Source organism: Loktanella fryxellensis, from assembly GCF_900110065.1.
Taxonomy (GTDB): domain Bacteria; phylum Pseudomonadota; class Alphaproteobacteria; order Rhodobacterales; family Rhodobacteraceae; genus Loktanella; species Loktanella fryxellensis.
In genome coordinates this window covers 1-16,142 of record NZ_FOCI01000024.1, presented here as the reverse complement: position 1 = coordinate 16,142, position 16,142 = coordinate 1, and the positions used below count along the sequence as shown (strand labels likewise).

Annotated in this window: 13 protein-coding genes; all 13 read left to right on the top strand. The window is 64.2% G+C overall.

Annotated elements, in window-relative coordinates; translation table 11 throughout:
• The 13 genes from BMX16_RS14430 (at window position 1) to BMX16_RS14370 (ending at window position 16,053) form a co-directional block, all read left to right on the top strand.
• Window positions 1-438 (top strand): hypothetical protein, encoded by a 438-nt coding sequence (locus tag BMX16_RS14430; protein WP_089905049.1) that lies wholly within the window; start codon window positions 1-3, stop codon window positions 436-438.
• The gene (locus BMX16_RS18365) at window positions 435-668 is read left to right on the top strand and encodes a DUF7697 family protein (protein ID WP_425434039.1); all 234 of its coding nucleotides are present in this window, start codon (window positions 435-437) and stop codon (window positions 666-668) included. The genes BMX16_RS14430 and BMX16_RS18365 overlap by 4 nt, the downstream gene beginning before the upstream one ends.
• Window positions 661-3,087, top strand: a complete 2,427-nt coding sequence (locus BMX16_RS14425) for a phage tail tape measure C-terminal domain-containing protein (protein WP_089905047.1) — start codon at window positions 661-663, stop codon at window positions 3,085-3,087. The genes BMX16_RS18365 and BMX16_RS14425 overlap by 8 nt, the downstream gene beginning before the upstream one ends.
• Window positions 3,087-3,713 (top strand): DUF2460 domain-containing protein, encoded by a 627-nt coding sequence (locus BMX16_RS14420; RefSeq protein WP_089905045.1) that lies wholly within the window; start codon window positions 3,087-3,089, stop codon window positions 3,711-3,713. The genes BMX16_RS14425 and BMX16_RS14420 overlap by 1 nt, the downstream gene beginning before the upstream one ends.
• The gene (locus BMX16_RS14415; protein WP_089905043.1) at window positions 3,710-4,594 is read left to right on the top strand and encodes a DUF2163 domain-containing protein; all 885 of its coding nucleotides are present in this window, start codon (window positions 3,710-3,712) and stop codon (window positions 4,592-4,594) included. The genes BMX16_RS14420 and BMX16_RS14415 overlap by 4 nt, the downstream gene beginning before the upstream one ends.
• Window positions 4,594-5,025 carry an NlpC/P60 family protein gene (locus tag BMX16_RS14410; RefSeq protein WP_177174683.1) on the top strand — a complete coding sequence of 144 codons (432 nt, stop codon included), beginning with the start codon at window positions 4,594-4,596 and terminating at the stop codon, window positions 5,023-5,025. The genes BMX16_RS14415 and BMX16_RS14410 overlap by 1 nt, the downstream gene beginning before the upstream one ends.
• 10 nt (window positions 5,026-5,035) lie before the next feature.
• Window positions 5,036-9,007: a baseplate multidomain protein megatron gene (locus BMX16_RS14405; RefSeq protein WP_089905040.1), complete on the top strand. Its 3,972-nt coding sequence runs from the start codon at window positions 5,036-5,038 to the stop codon at window positions 9,005-9,007.
• Between the two features lie 10 nt (window positions 9,008-9,017).
• A complete protein-coding gene (locus BMX16_RS14400; protein ID WP_089905038.1) occupies window positions 9,018-10,976 on the top strand; it encodes a DUF2793 domain-containing protein in 1,959 nt (652 codons plus the stop codon).
• Between the two features lie 10 nt (window positions 10,977-10,986).
• Window positions 10,987-11,295: a hypothetical protein gene (locus BMX16_RS14395; protein ID WP_089905036.1), complete on the top strand. Its 309-nt coding sequence runs from the start codon at window positions 10,987-10,989 to the stop codon at window positions 11,293-11,295.
• A gap of 74 nt (window positions 11,296-11,369) precedes the next feature.
• Window positions 11,370-12,044, top strand: coding sequence for a YcbK family protein (locus BMX16_RS14390; protein WP_089905034.1), 675 nt, complete (start codon window positions 11,370-11,372; stop codon window positions 12,042-12,044).
• A complete protein-coding gene (locus tag BMX16_RS14385) occupies window positions 12,044-12,295 on the top strand; it encodes a hypothetical protein (protein ID WP_089905033.1) in 252 nt (83 codons plus the stop codon). Before BMX16_RS14390 ends, BMX16_RS14385 begins: the two co-directional genes overlap by 1 nt.
• A 472-nt stretch (window positions 12,296-12,767) precedes the next feature.
• Complete coding sequence (locus BMX16_RS14375) at window positions 12,768-13,775, top strand: AAA family ATPase (protein ID WP_089905030.1); 1,008 nt, start codon at window positions 12,768-12,770, stop codon at window positions 13,773-13,775.
• Window positions 13,768-16,053: a S8 family peptidase gene (locus BMX16_RS14370; RefSeq protein WP_089905029.1), complete on the top strand. Its 2,286-nt coding sequence runs from the start codon at window positions 13,768-13,770 to the stop codon at window positions 16,051-16,053. Before BMX16_RS14375 ends, BMX16_RS14370 begins: the two co-directional genes overlap by 8 nt.
• Window positions 16,054-16,142: the final 89 nt, after the last annotated feature.

The following is a 16,142-nucleotide window of genomic DNA, read 5'->3' as shown; positions in this document are numbered from 1 at the left end:
ATGATCCGACTGAATTTGACCGCCACGCCCGAATGGCTGGACCTCGCCCCTGGCCTTCGCCTGCTCGTCGGCCCGCTGACAACTGCCCTGATGGTGTCGGCGCGCGCCGATTCAGCCATCGAAGAATTGCCGGAAGGGGCGACGCAGGAAGCACTGGCCCTCGCGATGGCCAAAGCCGTCGCCCGCCGCGCTGTGCTGGATTGGGAAGGAGTGGGTGATGCCATGGGCACAATTGTGCCCGTCACCCCTGAGGCGATCGACGCCTTGCTGGAAATCTGGCCCATCTTCGAGGCGTTCCAGACCTTGTATGTCGCCAAGGGTCTGATCCTGGACGTTGAAAAAAACGTCTTCGCGCCCTCGCCGACTGGTCCTTCGGCGATGGCGACCGGTATTGCGCCGCCTGCGCGGGCCCCTGCCCCGACTGCCCCGCAAGACTGAACCGGCCACAGACCCCCGAGGGCTGGCAGGTCTGGGATCTGGTTGGCCGCCTTGGTGGCCAGCTGCGGGTCATACCCGGCGCGGTGCTGGGTTGGGACATGGGCGCGGCCTTGGCCATGGCCCATGCGCTGGGCATCGACACCCTGATTGCCGCCGAACTGCTGCCCGAGATCGAGGCGGTGATGGTGCGCAAACTGAACGAACAGATGGAAGGAGGCCGCGATGGCTGAAAAACGCGTATCCGTCCGCCTCGTGGCGGAGGGCGGCAGCCAGGTGCGCGCCGAGCTGGAAGGCATTGGCGATGCCGGGGCGCGCGGCTTTGGCCGCCTGTCCACCGAGATGGAACTGGCCAACACCCGACTGGCCAGCTTCGCCCGCAAGGCCGGGATCGCGCTGGCGGCGGTGACGGTTGCGGCGGCTGCAGCTGGCGTGGCGATGGTGCGGTCGGGCCTCGAGACCATCGGTGCTCAGGCCGATATGGCTGCCTCGCTCCGGACCACTGTTGAAAGCCTGCAAGTGCTGACTTGGGCTGGGGAGCTGGCAGGCGTGTCGATGGGCGAGATCGAGCAGGCGACCAAGAAGCTGACCACGCGGTTGTCGGAAGCTGCCGCAGGATCCGGATCCGCTGTGGGGGCCTTGCAGCGTCTGAACCTGACTGCTTCTGAACTTCAGGCCCTCCCGCTCGACCAGCGCATCGTCGCCATTCAGGAAGCCTTGAACCGGTTTGTACCGGAAGCGGAGCGGGCGGCTGTTGCATCTGACCTCTTCGGCGACAAGGCGGCGCTGGCGTTTCTGCGCATCGACCCGGCTACCTTGCGCGAGGCGGCGCAGGATGTGCGCGACTTTGGGGTGGCGGTCAGTGCGGCCGATGCCGCCCAGATCGAGCGCACCGGCGATGCCATCGCCAAACTCAGCCTGATCTGGCTCGGCCTGACCAACCGGCTGACTGCAGCAGTCGCTCCAGCACTGGAAAACATCGCCAACACACTGGCCGACATGGCGCGCAGTACCGGTCCCATCGGCATCGCGATCAATGCCCTCTTCGACAATATCGGTCGCCTGACCACCTATGCCGCCACCTTCGCCACGCTGATGGCCGGGCGCTGGGTCGCCGGTCTGGCGGCGGCAGCTTTGTCCGTGCGCGGCCTCGCCACCGGCCTTGTCATCCTGCGCGGAGCGCTGATCCGTACCGGCATCGGCGCCTTGATCGTTGGTGCGGGAGAATTGGTGTTCCAGTTCACGCGGCTCGTCGCGGGCGCGGGCGGGTTCGGGGCCGCGATTGGCGTTCTTAAGGATCTGGCGCTCGAGGTCTGGGATCGCATCGGCCTCGGCGCGGCCTCCGCCTGGTCAAAGATCGAGGCCAGTTGGGCAGGGCTGCAGGCCACGATCTATGGCGCGATGCAGTCGTCCGTCGAGGCTGTGACCAGCTTTGGCAACTCAGCAGCGGGCATCTTCAAGGGTGCTTATGAAGCCGTGAAGGCGATCTGGGGCCAGCTGCCCGGTGCGATTGGGGATTTCGCCTTCCAAGCCGCCAACGGCCTGATCGGCGGCGTCGAAGCCATGCTGAACGGCGTGGTCACCCGGATCAACAACTTCATCAATGGCTTGAACGCCGCGCTGGACCTTCTGCCCGATTGGGCAGTCGGCGAAGGTGGGGTCCGGATCGGCACGCTGGATCCAGTGGCGCTGGGCCGGATCGAAAATCCGTTTGCGGGATCTGCCGCTGCTGCCGGGACCGCTGCCGCCGAGGCCTTCTCGGCAGCGATGGCGCAAACCTATGTCACCACGCCCGATCTTGGCCTCACGGGGATGGCGGAAGAAGCGGCCGCGCGTGCCGAAGCCTATCGCGAGGCTTCGGGCATGTTGGCCGATGCGGCTTCGCGTCCGATGCAAAGCTGGCAAGCTCCGCAGGATGCGATGGCCGGGGCCGGAACCGAAGGCGAAGCTGCACTGGAAGGGGCAGCCGATGCCGCAGACCGGCTGGACGAGTCGATGACCGAGGCCGGGCGCGCCGCCGGTGGCGCTGGGGCGGCGGCTGCAGTGGGGGCCGAAGTGGCCAAGACGGGATGGGAAGCGGCTGTGGCCACGCTCGCTGACTATGCCGCGAAAGCCCGCGACATCGGAGGCGATATTGGCAATGCGCTGGTCAGCACCTTCACCTCGGCTGAAAACGCCGTGGGTGAGTTCGTGAAAACCGGCAAGCTGGATTTCCGCGACCTCGTTACCTCGATGATCGCCGATCTCGCGAAACTGGCGGCGCGGCGCTTCATCCTCGGCCCCATCGCCAATGCGCTGTCGGGCGCGCTGGGCGGCGCGGGTGGCATCTTCGCCAACATCCTGCATGCGGGTGGCATGGTCGGATCACCAGGCCCGGGTCGGATGGTCCCGGCCATGGCCTTCGCCGCTGCCCCGCGCCTGCATGCGGGCGGCTGGGCCGGGATCAAGCCCGACGAGGTTCCGGCGATCCTGCAACGCGGCGAGCGGGTTCTGTCTCGGCGAGAGGCAGCAGGTTACGGCCAAGGGCAATCCGCTGCACCAGCCGTCAATGTGACGATCAACGCCCGTGACGCCGAAAGCTTCAGGCAGTCCCGCACGCAGGTCGCGGCGGACATTGCTCGGGCGGTGTCGCTGGGTCGTAGGGGCATGTGATGGCGTTTCATGATATGCGCTTCCCCGACAATATCAGCCGCGGGGCACGTGGCGGGCCGGAACGGCGAACCCAGATCGTGGAACTTGCGAGCGGTGACGAGGAACGCAACGCCAGTTGGGCCAATTCCCGTCGACGCTATGATGTCGCGTACGGCATCCGCCGTGCCGATGATCTGGCGGCGGTCGTCGCCTTCTTCGAGGCGCGGAACGGTCGCCTGCACGGCTTTCGCTACAAGGATTGGTCCGATTACAAATCCGCCTTGCCATCAATGGCAGTCACCGCGACCGACCAGCAGATCGGCACCGGCACCGGCAGCCTGCAGAGCTTCCAACTGGCCAAACGCTATACCTCCGGGGCGCAGACGTGGGTCAGGACCATCACCAAGCCCGTCGCCGGAACCGTCCGCCTCGCGCTAGGCATGGTCGAGCAGATTTCAGGCTGGACACTGGACAGCACCACCGGCGTCATCACCTTCACCGCCGCCCCAGCAAACGGCGTCATCGTCCGCGCCGGTTATGAATTCGATGTGCCGGTGCGCTTCGACAGCGACACGCTCGACGTGACCCTCGACTTTGAGCGGCTGGGGTCGATCACCTCCATCCCCCTTTTGGAAATCCGCAAATGAAAAACCTCTCGCCGTCGCTGCAGTCCCATCTGGATGATGGCACGACCACCCTGTCTTGGTGCTGGCGGATCAGCCGCGCCGACGGCGTGGCGCTGGGCTTCACCGATCATGACCGAGTCCTCAGCTTCGACGGCACCGCGTTTGAACCGGAGAGCGGTTTTGCCGCCTCGGAAATCCGCGCTGGCTCCGATCTGGCCGTAGATGCACAGGATGCCACCGGCGTGCTGACCTCAGACCGCATCACGGAAACCGACATCCTCGACGGGCGGTGGGACAATGCGGCGGTCGAGCTGTGGCGGGTCAATTGGGCGAACACCAGCCAGCGCGTCTTGCTGCGCCGGGGTGCTGTGGGGCAAATCCGCCGTGGCCGCATGGCCTTCGTCGCCGAGGTGCGCAGCCTCGCGCATGTGCTGGGCCAGACCGTGGGGCGGACGTTTCAGGCGGGGTGCGACGCCCGCTTGGGTGATACCCGCTGCGGGATCGATCTGGAAAACGCCATCTACAAGGGTACTGGCGTGGTCACCGACCTCGTGCGCGACCGGGCTTTCATGGTGTCGGGGCTGGCCAGTTTTGAAGCGGGCTGGTTCACCTCCGGCACGTTGACTTGGACCAGCGGCGTAAATGTTGGACGCGTCACCGAGGTGCTGTCCCATGGCTTGGCCGATGCCATCGCCACAATGACCTTGCTGGAAGCTCCAGTGTTGCCCATCGCCGAGGGCGACAACTTGATCGCGCGCGCGGGCTGCGACAAGCGCATCGCGACCTGCAGCGCCAAATTCGCGAATGTCGCCAACTTCCGGGGTTTTCCGAACATTCCCGGTCAAGACGCGGTGCTGCGCTATGCCAGCCAAGACGGCGGGCATGAGGGGAATGTGCTGTGATGACCGCCGATCCCGCCTTGGTCATCGCCGTCGCGCGGTCTTGGTTGGGGACGCCGTATCACGATCAGGCCAGCCTTCGCGGGGTCGGCTGCGATTGCCTTGGCCTGGCGCGCGGCGTCTGGCGCGAGGCGGTCGGGGATGAGCCGTTCCCGATCCCGCCCTACAGCCGGGATTGGGGCGAGACCGGACCAAGCGAAGTTCTGGCGGAAGGCGCGCGGGCGATGATGCAGGAAATCACCACGGCCGAGGCCGGTCCCGGTGCCTTGGTCCTGTTCCGGATGGCCCCGCGTGCCATCGCCAAGCATGTTGGGATCATGTCCGCACCCGACCGCTTCATCCACGCCTATGAACGGCTGGGTGTGGTCGAGGAAGTTCTGACCCCGGCATGGGCGCGCAAGATCGCCTTCGCTTACCTCTTCCCCAAAGATTGAGACCTCACACATGGCAACCCTTGTTCTCGGTGCCGTCGGCTCCGCGATTGGCGGCGCATTTGGTGGTGCTATCCTCGGCTTTTCTGGTGCGGCCATTGGTGGCTTCATCGGATCCACCATCGGGTCGGTTGTCGACAACTGGATCGTGTCGTCGCTGGCTCCTGCGCAACGGATCGAAGGCGCGCGGCTGGACAGCTTGCGCATCACCTCCTCGACCGAAGGGGCCGTGATCCCGCGCCTGTTCGGCCGGATGCGCATTGGCGGCAACATCATCTGGGCCACGGATTTTCGCGATGAGGTCAACACCACCCGCCAGGGCGGCGGCAAGGGCAGCGGGCCCAAGGTCACGACGACCGAATACCTTTACTTCGCCAGCTTTGCGGTGGCGCTGTGTGAAGGCGAAATCACTGGCATCGGTCGCGTCTGGGCCGATGGCAAGGCGATGGACATGACCGGCGTGACCTGGCGCTGGTATCCGGGCGATGAGGTGCAGGCCCCCGATCCGTTCATTGCAGCCAAAATGGGTGCCGCCGAAACCCCAACCTATCGCGGCACCGCCTATGTCGTGTTCGAGGAGTTAAACCTCAGCGCCTTCGGCAACCGCCTGCCGCAGATCAGCTTTGAGGTGTTCCGGCCCCTCGCGGATGCCGACACCGCCGAGGGTCTGGTGAAGGCCGTCACGATGATCCCCGCCTCTGGCGAGTTCACCTATGCCACTGCCCCGGTCAAGAAGACCACAGGTTCCGGCGGCACGACCGTGGCCGAGAACCTGAACGCGATCACCGACACCGCGGACATCGTCGTCGCGCTGGACCGGCTGCAGTCGCTGGCCCCTGCCGTAGAAAGCGTCAGCCTCGTCGTGGCCTGGTTCGGCGACGACCTGCGCGCCGGGAACTGCAAGGTTCGCCCCGGTGTCGAGGTGGACACCAAGACCACGACGCCCTCGGCTTGGGTCGTGAATGGCGTCGCGCGATCGGACGCGTTTCTGGTCAGCCGCGACTCCGAGGACCGCCCGGTCTATGGCGGCACCCCTGCGGATTTCGCGGTGGTGCAGGCGATCCAGGAGATGAAAGCGCGCGGCTTGCGCGTCACCTTCTATCCCTTCATCCTGATGGACGTCCCACCCGGCAACACCAAACCGAACCCCTACAGCGCCAATGCCGCCACCTCGGGCCAACCGACCTTCCCCTGGCGCGGCCGGATCACCTGTTCCCCGGCAGCAGGCTTTGCGGGTTCGGTAGACAAGACCGCTACCGCCGCCACCCAAGTATCGGCGCTGTTTGGCACAGCCACGCCCGCGAACTTCAGCTTGTCAGGCACCACTGTCAGCTGGACCGGCCCGGTCGGCGAATGGTCGCTGCGCCGAATGATCCTGCACTACGCGCATCTGTGCAAAGCAGCCGGGGGCGTCGACGCTTTCCTGATCGGATCGGAAATGCCCGGCCTGACCACCATCCGCTCCGGCGCCAGTACCTATCCTGCCGTCGCAGCTTACAAGTCCCTCGCTGCGGCTGTGCGGACCATCCTCGGCGCTGGGCCCAAGATTGGGTACGCCGCAGACTGGTCGGAATACTTCGGGCACCACCCGGCCGACGGCTCGGGGGATGTGTATTTCCATCTCGATCCCCTCTGGTCGGATGCCAACATCAACTTCATCGGCATCGATAACTACATGCCGCTGTCAGATTGGCGCGACGGCTTCGATCATGCCGATGCGTCGCTGGCACCGGCGATCTACGACGGCGCATACCTGCAGTCGAACATCACCGGCGGCGAAGGGTTTGACTGGTTCTATGCCAGCGCTCTCGACAGGACGACGCAAACCCGCACACCGATCATGGATGGCGCGGCCGCAAAACCATGGGTGTTCCGCTTCAAGGATTTGCGCGCCTGGTGGTCGAACCCACATTTCAATCGCCCGGGTGGCCTGGAGAGCGGCACGCCGACGGCATGGGTGCCGCAATCCAAACCGATCTGGTTCACCGAGCTGGGCTGCCCGGCAATCGATCGTGGCACCAACCAGCCGAATGTGTTCTTCGACCCAAAGTCGTCGGAAAGCTTCACGCCGTATTTCTCGCGGGGATGGCGGGACGATGCGATCCAGCGGGCCTACCTCGAGGCGACCTACCTGTTCTGGGGTGCTGCGGCGAACAACCCGACATCGTCTGTGTATGGCGCGCGCATGGTGCATGTGCCGGAATGTGCTGCCTGGACATGGGATGCCCGTCCCTATCCGTTCTTTCCGGAACTGACCGATGTCTGGACCGATGGTCCGAACTGGCGGCTGGGCCACTGGCTGACCGGGCGGCTGGGTGCTGTGTCTCTGGCCGCGCTGGTACGGCACCTCTGCCTGCGCGCCGGGATGCCCGAGGAATTGATCGACGTCTCCGGCCTTTGGGGTGCGGTCGAGGGCTATGTCATCTCGGCGCTGGAAGCCCCGCGGGCGTCGATTTCCACCTTGGCCCGGCATTTCGGTTTCGATGCTGTCGAGAGCGAGGGGCGCATCAAGTTCCTGATGCGCGGTCGCATTGCCGGTCTGACCATCATTCCGGACAGCATGGTTGCAGCCGCCTCTGCGCAAGGCGATGTGATGGAACTGACCCGCGCGCAGGAAACCGAACTGCCGCAGGCCCTGAAATGGCAAGTGGCGCGGGCGGACGAGGACTATGACGCAGCCCAAGTCGAAGCACGACGGATCACCGTCGACACCACGCGCATTGCCTCGGAAAGCTTCCCGATGGCGATCCCGCCCGAAGAGGCAGAACGCCGCTGCCGTCGCGCGCTGATGGAGGCATGGGTTGGCCGGGAAAGCGCCGTGTTCCGGTTGCCGCCCTCGCGTCTGTCACTGGATCCCTGTGACGTGATCCTCTTGGACCACGATGGCCGCCTGACGGAAATGCGTCTGGTGTCCATCGCCGACTCCGACCTGCGCAGTGTCGACGCCGTGCGCCAGGACCGGGCAGTCTATGATCTGCCACCCGGAGAACCACGACCCGCCACTCTGTCAACACCGACGGTCTTCGGCGCACCCGACATTGTGCTGATGGACCTGCCGCGGCTGCGCGAGGATCAGCCAGCACATCGCCCAATGGTCGCTGCCCATGCCAAGCCGTGGCCGGGCGAAATCGCAGTCTATCGCAGCGCCGCAACCGATGGGTTTGCCCTGCTGACCACGTTCGGCACTCGGGCGCGCATGGGCGTGTTGGCAGCGGATTTCTGCACGGGGCCGGTGTCGCGCTTCGATCTGGGCAATGCGCTGGTGGTCGATCTCTATTCCGGCAAGTTGGAGAGCGTCACGGACATCACCCTGCTGGGCGGGGCCAACGCACTGGCCGTGGAAACCGGCGCTGGACAGTGGGAGATCGTTCAAGCCGGAAATGCTGAACTGATCGCGCCCGGACGGTACCGGCTGACCCGCCTGCTGCGCGGCCAGCGTGGCACCGAACAGGCCATGGTCAGCATGGTGCCGACCGGCGCGCGGGTGGTGGTTCTCGATACGGCTGTGGCCACGTTGCCCATCAGCGAGGCCGACCTCGGCCTGCAATGGAACTGGCGCATCGGCCCGGCGTCCAAGCCAGTCAGCGACGACACCTTTGTCGCCACCACCTTCACCCCAGAGGGCGCTGGGCTGCGGCCGTTTTCGGTCGCCCATGTCGAACAGCCTTGGCACATCGCTCGGACCCCCGGCGATCTGACGATCCGCTGGACGCGCCGGTCGCGGTCGCTGGCCGCCGACACCTGGGGTGCGGGCGATGTGCCGTTGGCCGAGGACGGTGAAGCCTACGAGGTGGAAATCCGCGATGGCGGGACAATCAAGCGCACACTGAACGCCTCCACGACCAGCGTCCTCTACACCGCCGTGCTGCAGACCGCCGATTGGGGCGCACCCTTCGGCCCCGGCCAATCCCTCGCCATCCGCATCTACCAGCTCTCGGCCTTGATCGGCCGGGGCGCTGGGCGATCCGTCACCCTCACCTTCTGAAAGCAGGATCATGTCCGACATCACCACCCACCTCCTGCTGCCCTACATCCTGGCATCGCAGGCGCAAAAGCATGTCACCCACAACGAGGCGCTGCGCCTGCTGGACGCCATGATCCAGCTTTCGGTGCTGGACCGCACGCGCACGATTCCACCTGCCAGCCCCGTCGACGGAGACCGGCACATCGTGGCGTCAGGCGCGACAGGTCTATGGTCGGGCTGGGATCTGAACGTGGCCTTCTGGGTCGACGGCGTCTGGATGCGCCTCGTCCCGCGCCCGGGCTGGCTGGCGTGGATCGCCGCAGAACAAGCCTTTGTTGTCTGGACCGGCAGCGCCTGGGATCTGGTCGGTGAACCGGTGGATGTATCGGATGCCGTCTTCAGTCTGGTGAATGATGCTGATCCGACCAAGAAAGCGCTGTTTTCGCTGTCAGGCATCACCACCGGAACCTCGCGCACCTTCACCCTGCCGAACACGTCGTCAGAACTGGCTATTCTCGCGGGCACGCAGACCTTCTCCGGCAACAAGACCTTCTCCGGCTCCCTGACGGCCTCGGGTGCTGTGTCCATCACCGGCACGCTGACCGCCTCGGGCACGGTCACGGTTTCGGCTGCGGCAGCCTCGATCGGCACCGCCATCACCGCTGCGACCTATGGGATGGGCATCGGGATCAATCCGACCGGCGTGACCAAGACCCTGAACCTCGGCACCGGCGGCGCATCCGGATCGACCACGGTCGTCAACATCGGCTCGGCGACCGCAGGCGCTGGCGGCACGACTGTGGTGAACACACCCACGGTCACCTTCGCAAATGCCGTCACGCAGGTCGGCATGCCCCAGGCCAACTTGACCGCCCAGCTTCTCGGGCTGGGGGGTGCCACAGCCGACAGCTTCAACCGCTTGTCGATGAATACCCCGGCGGTGCTTTTGAACAACGCAGGCGCAGGGATCGAGGCGACCGTCAACAAGGCGGCAGCCGGGAACGATGCGGCCTTCGCCTTCAAGACGGGGTTCTCGGTGCGCGCCTTGATCGGCCTCCTCGGCAACGACAACTTCAGCTTCAAAGTCAGCCCGAATGGATCGACGTTCTTCGATGCCATCGTTGTGGATCGCACCAATGGTCAAGTGGAGCTGCCCCAGCCAACCGTGCTGCCCGGGCTGAACGCTGCCCCCACCCCACCGCCCTCGGGCAAGACCTCGATCTACGCACGCAACCGCGCCGGGGCCCCATGGATCGATGTGATGCGCCCTTCGGGTCGGGATTTTCCGCTGCAGCCGCATTTCGGGGTTAATCGGATCGCCAACTGGGCGCCATCGATCACAACTACGATCACCACCGAAGGCCTCCCGATCACCAACGTCGGCACGGTCTCGCATCCGACGTTGGCCGCGACGAACCTAGCCGCCAGCATGCGGCGCTGGCGCCTGACATCGGCGGCTGTGGTGGATTCAGTCGCCGAACAACGCTCGGCCGGTTGGGCTTGCTGGCGAGGGAATGCGGTTGGACTGGGCGGCTGGGCCTTCGTCACCCGGCTTTCCCTGACGACCCTGCAGGCGACCGGCATGGGGTTCTTCGGCCTCTACGGTTCCATCGCGGCGCTGGCCGTCAACCTGACGCTGGCGACAGTGATCAATGCGGTCGGGATTGGCTTCCAACGGGGCACCCATGCCAACTGGCAGATGGTGACCAATGACGCCACCGGCGCGCCGACCCTGACAGACCTCGGCGCACCCTTTGCCATCGTGCTCGGCGGCGTGCTGACCCTGTTCATCGCGGCCCCGCCGAATGGATCGTCGGTCTGGGTGCGGGCGGTGAACGAGGTGACGGGCGCGGTCTTTGAACAGGAAATCACCGCCGACCTGCCCGCCAACACGCAATTCCTGTCACCCCGCTTCTACCTGAACACCGGCGCGACCGCCGCCGCCGTCGCCTACGACTGCGCGGGCCTCTATCTCGAGACCGATTACTGAAAGGACCATCATGACCGAACGGACCACCATCCTGCAGGAGGTCGGCGAGGCCTTCCGCGAAAACGGCCTGACCGCCGCCATCACCGCGCTGGTCGGCGGCAGCCTTGCCATCGCCGCCACCGTAACCCGCAAAGCCTTCACCAACGAGGCGATGCTGGAACGCCTCGACCGCGAACTGCACCTCGAGCGAGAGCGGATCGATAAACAGCGCGCCGAAGACCGCAAGGCCGATGCGGACCGGCTGGAGCGCATCGAGACCGACATCCGCGCCATGCGCGACGTGATGTTCGAAGCCTTCCAGCGCGGCCGTACCGACTGACGATCAATGAGCCACCAGCAACTCTGCCACCCCACCCGCCCTCGAGGCGGGTTTTGCATTTCTGGAGAACTACCATGCCAACCACGACCTATGCCCATTTCCGCGACGTGCCTGAAGCTGCCTGGCGCTGGCCCAGCTTTTCCCCGGCCGAGATTGCTTGCCGCGGCACCGGCGCGATCAAGATTAACACCGAAGCCATGGACAAGCTGCAGTCACTGCGCAACCGCCTCGGCAAGCCGCTGATCGTCCGTTCTGGTTATCGCAGCCCCAGCCACAACCGCGCCGTCGGTGGGGCACCGGCATCAAAGCACATGCTGGGCACGGCGTTCGACATCGCCATGTCGAACCACGATCCAGTGGCTTTCGCCGAGGCAGCCCGCGCCGTGGGTTTTCTCGGCTTCGGCACCTATCCCCGCTCGGGCTTTATGCACATTGACCTCGGGCCCGCACGGTCCTGGGGCGAACCCTTCGCTCCCCGCGCAACGCCCTTCGTGCCGGAACTGGCCCCCGCCCGTGAGGTCTTGGCCGACAGCCGCACGCTGAAGGGTGGCGGGGCAGCTGGCATCGCGACCGTCGGTGCGGCCGGTGTCGAAGTCGCGCAAGATGTACTGGCGGAAACCCAATCCTCCATCCTGCCCTTGGTGCCCTACCTCGACACCCTGCGCTGGGTGTTCATTGCGGTGGCGCTGATTGGCATCGCCGTCGCAATCCACGCGAGGATCGACGACTGGAAGCGGGGCCAGCGCTGATGAGTTGGCTTGCCTCGATCCTCACCAACGGCCCGGCGCGCAAAGCGCTGGGCCTGCTGCTGGTCGCCCTTACCATCGCCCTGTTCCTGCTGAACCTCCGCCGCGCCGGTGAACGCGCCGGTCGGCTGGCCGAGCGCCTTTCAACATCGGAGAGAACCCATGAAGTCCAACGCCAGATGCTGGACGCAGCCAGCCGCCGCCCCACTAATCGCGATGCTCTGGCTCAGCGCCTGCGCGACGGTCAGTTCTGACGCACTGGCACCCTGCCCGCCAGTCGTCGATTACAGCGTCGCCGATCAGGCGGGCGCCGCAGCCGAGGTTGAAGCCCTGCCAGACGGGGCGATGGTCGTTCGAATGCTTGGCGAATATGCCGTCCTGCGCGACCAAGCGCGCGCTTGCAGATGAAAACGGGCCGGGCATGTGGTCCGCGGGAAGCGCCAGACGCCTTGCCCGCAGAGTGAAGCCTGGCCCGTTTTACGGATTCACGGTTTCAAGGAGCGGCAGGGATTCGCTGCGCGGGAATGATGTCATGTGCCGCAATGTCCTGTCGCGGGTGGAAATGGGAAGAAGTAAGCACCTCGGGGCCTGTTTGCGGGGAGTCACGAACTGTCAGTCACGCGCCGAACGCACTTGCACAGCGATCGGTGCGACTTTCGAAAGCTTCCCAAATCAGCCAGACTGGACTACGGTTCGCTGAAAACGAAAATCGGCAGGGGTCACGCGGTGTCAAATGCAAAACAGATACTGGCGATGCTGAGGAGCCAAGCCGAGGGCGATCAAGAACAGTTTTACTCCATTGCGCTACAGGTTGCTGCGGGAGAAGCGCGTCAGGGCCATCGCGCCACCGCCGAAGAAATTCGCGCTGCCGTCGACGCGGCGCGGTCCCAACGGGGCGCCAAGTCTTCTGTCCCGATTTCCTTCTCGCGGCCGCGTGGCGATCTTGACAGCCTGTTGGACCTGAGAGAGCCGGGGATCCGGCTTGCCGATGTCGTGCTGAACACCTCCGTCAAGGGGCACCTCGATGCTGTTGTCCTTCAGCAGCAGCGTAGAGACTGGCTGAGGGAACATGGCAAGACCCCCAGTCGCCGTCTGCTGTTCGCTGGGCCACCCGGCTCTGGCAAAACAATGACCGCGGAAGCGCTGGCGGGGGAACTGCGATTGCCGCTGTTCGTCATCCGCCTCGAAAGCCTCATCACCCGATTTATGGGCGAAACAGCTGCGAAGTTGCGGCTCGTGTTCGACGAGGCGCAAAAACGCAGAGGGGTTTATTTGTTCGATGAGTTCGATGCCGTCGGCAGCAATAGGTTGGCGACGAACGACGTGGCCGAGATGCGGCGTGTGCTGAACAGCTTCCTTCAGTTCATGGAAGAACCTTCTGCCACTGACAGTTTGCTTGTTGCTGCAACAAACCATCCATCTCTCCTCGACCGCGCCCTGCTGCGGCGCTTCGACGAGGTTTTGCGGTTCGAGATGCCCAGCACTGAAGAGGTCCGGGCGATCATCAAGACCCACCTTTCGCCGATGAAATATCCCAAGCTTGTCTGGAAGACGATTGAACTGTCGGCGGATGGGCTTAGCCAAGCAGAGATTGCCCATGCTGCTGGCGAAGCGGTCAAGGAAGCCATTCTTTCAGAACGAAATCAGATTTCTACGGCCGACTTGACCCGCCAACTGCAGAAGCGGCAAGGCATGAGAACGGTATTCACCGAGGAAAAGGGGCACCTTGGCTGAGTACGAGCATCGCCACATTGATCTCAGTGGGCTTGCCGTGGTCCGCGACTATAAATCCCCCGGAAGCAACGCGCGGCAGAGAACACTCCAGCGGATCCGCGAGGAGCACGGTCGCCAGATCTTCGCCGAACTTGGTTCAGCGTTCGATTTGGCAGATCGCGGACGGGATGCCTTAGAACTTCCCGTTGGCGCACTGCCGCCAGATGGCGTCTATCTCGAGGTTGAACTGGCCCCGTCAGTGGGGCCAACGACGCTTGAAAAGAAAAAAGAAGGTACTCGCCAAGGCGCTGTGACGATTTCTGCGACTGGCGCACGCCGCATCGCGCTCTTCGTGCCGGATGATAGCCGTGATGTATTTGAAGCGGTCTTCCGAGACTACGCGTTCAAAGAGGTCGAAGCGGGTGCGGCGGCACCGAAAAAATCGCGCGTTGAACCGGTGGAGCATATTCGTACCGCTCGCCTTCAGACCTTCTGGCGAGATGACCCTTCTGCACTGCCGGAAGACCCGCAGGTGGAAATGTGGTGGGCACTTTGGTGCTTCAAAGATCGCCTCCAGCGTGTAGAGGATCTCGCATTTCGGCTCGGGCTGACCATTGGCCCCGATGACACGCGCCTGCAATTCCCGGAAGTAATTGTCCTGCCCGTCTACGGCCGGCGCGCAGCCATCGAGCTTCTCCTCTTTTCTACGGGAGGCATTGCAGAGATCCGGCGGGCGACGGATACACCCACCGTTTTCACCGACGAACTTTCAGGGATGGCCAACGCTTTTGTTGATGATCTGGCCGAGCGGATTACTTGGCCCGGCCGAGAGGTCCCTGCCGTCTGCTTGCTCGATACGGGCATCAATCGGGGACATCCGCTAATCGAACCCGCCCTGACGCCGGGCGACATGCATGCCGTGATTTCTTCTTGGGGTGTCGATGACCACAGTGAAATTGGCCATGGATCGGGCATGGCGGGTCTGGCACTGCACGGTGATCTGACGGCACCGTTGGGCGATACATCCCGGCCGACCATGGCGCACCGCCTTGAATCTGTGAAAATACTTCCTCCAGATGGCTTCGAGCCGAACGACCCGTTTTCCTATGGTGCCATCACGACCTCGGCCGCTGCGCTGCCGGAGATTGCGGCTCCAGATCGCGTAAGGGTCTATTGCATGGCGGTCACGAACGAGAACCGGTCGGGCGCAGAACCGACGGGTTGGAGCGCCGCACTCGATCAGATCAGTTCCGGTGCCGATGCGGTTGAAGAGGGGCCCGACCACATTCGGCGGCTGTTTGTTCAGGCAATCGGCAATATCGGAGACAATTCGCGGGCCGAGGAAATCGCTGATGGCGATGCGTTCCCAGGGGAAGATCCCGCACAGGCTTGGAATGTGCTGACGGTGGGCGGAACCACTCTCAAATCCGACATCGCCGAGCGTGCCTACCGGGATTGGTCTGGGTGGTCGCCGCCAGGAGATCGCAGCCCTTACAGTCGGACCACCGCGCTCTGGCGTCCAAGCCAGTCTCCGATAAAGCCCGAGATCGTTCTGGAGGCTGGGAACCGTGCGCTAAGTCGATCTGGGGCCGAGGCCCTGTCTGGCCTTCCCTCCCTCTCACTGCTGACGACTTCCAAAGCCGCTGGAATTCATCCTGTCACGCCTTTCTGGGCAACGAGTGCCGCAACGGCGCAAGCCGCGAGGATGGCTGCGCGCATCATGGCTGAATATCCGGCATACTGGCCCGAAATGGTCCGCGCGCTGATGGTGCATAGCGCGCGTTGGACACCACACATGCTTGCCGAGTTCGATGGGAGGCCGGGAAAGCTTGAACGGAAGAACTTGGCCAGAAAGTACGGCTATGGAGTGCCTGACCTTCGCAGGGCGCTGGCATCGGCGAGAGACGACCTTTCCTTGGTCGCGCAGCGGCATATCCAGCCTTTCCGGACCGACGGCGGAAATGTGCGGTTCGGCGACGCGCACGTTTATCGTCTGCCTTGGCCTCGATCCGTCCTTGAAAGTCTTGGGGATGAACGAGTCCGTCTGAAGGTTACCCTTTCGTACTTCGTCGAACCCAACCCGAGCTTCGCGAGCGCAATCGACCCGGCCAGGTACCAGTCGTTCGGCTTGCGCTTCGATCTGAAGCGGGCACGGGAAACGGACGGGAATTTTCTACGTCGGGTTAATAAGGACGACCGTGGCGAGGACGATCCACGCCCGATCAACGAAGACAACGACGGTTGGTTTTTTGGCCCGAAGTCGATTTCAGCAGGTTCAATCCATACAGACATCTGGTAAGCGCCGTCCCCGTCCCATTGATTTCCAGGGTTCCGCTGCGCTGGTGGAGGAGCGAGTTTCCTTTTGATGTTTCAGAAGGAGATTGCAGT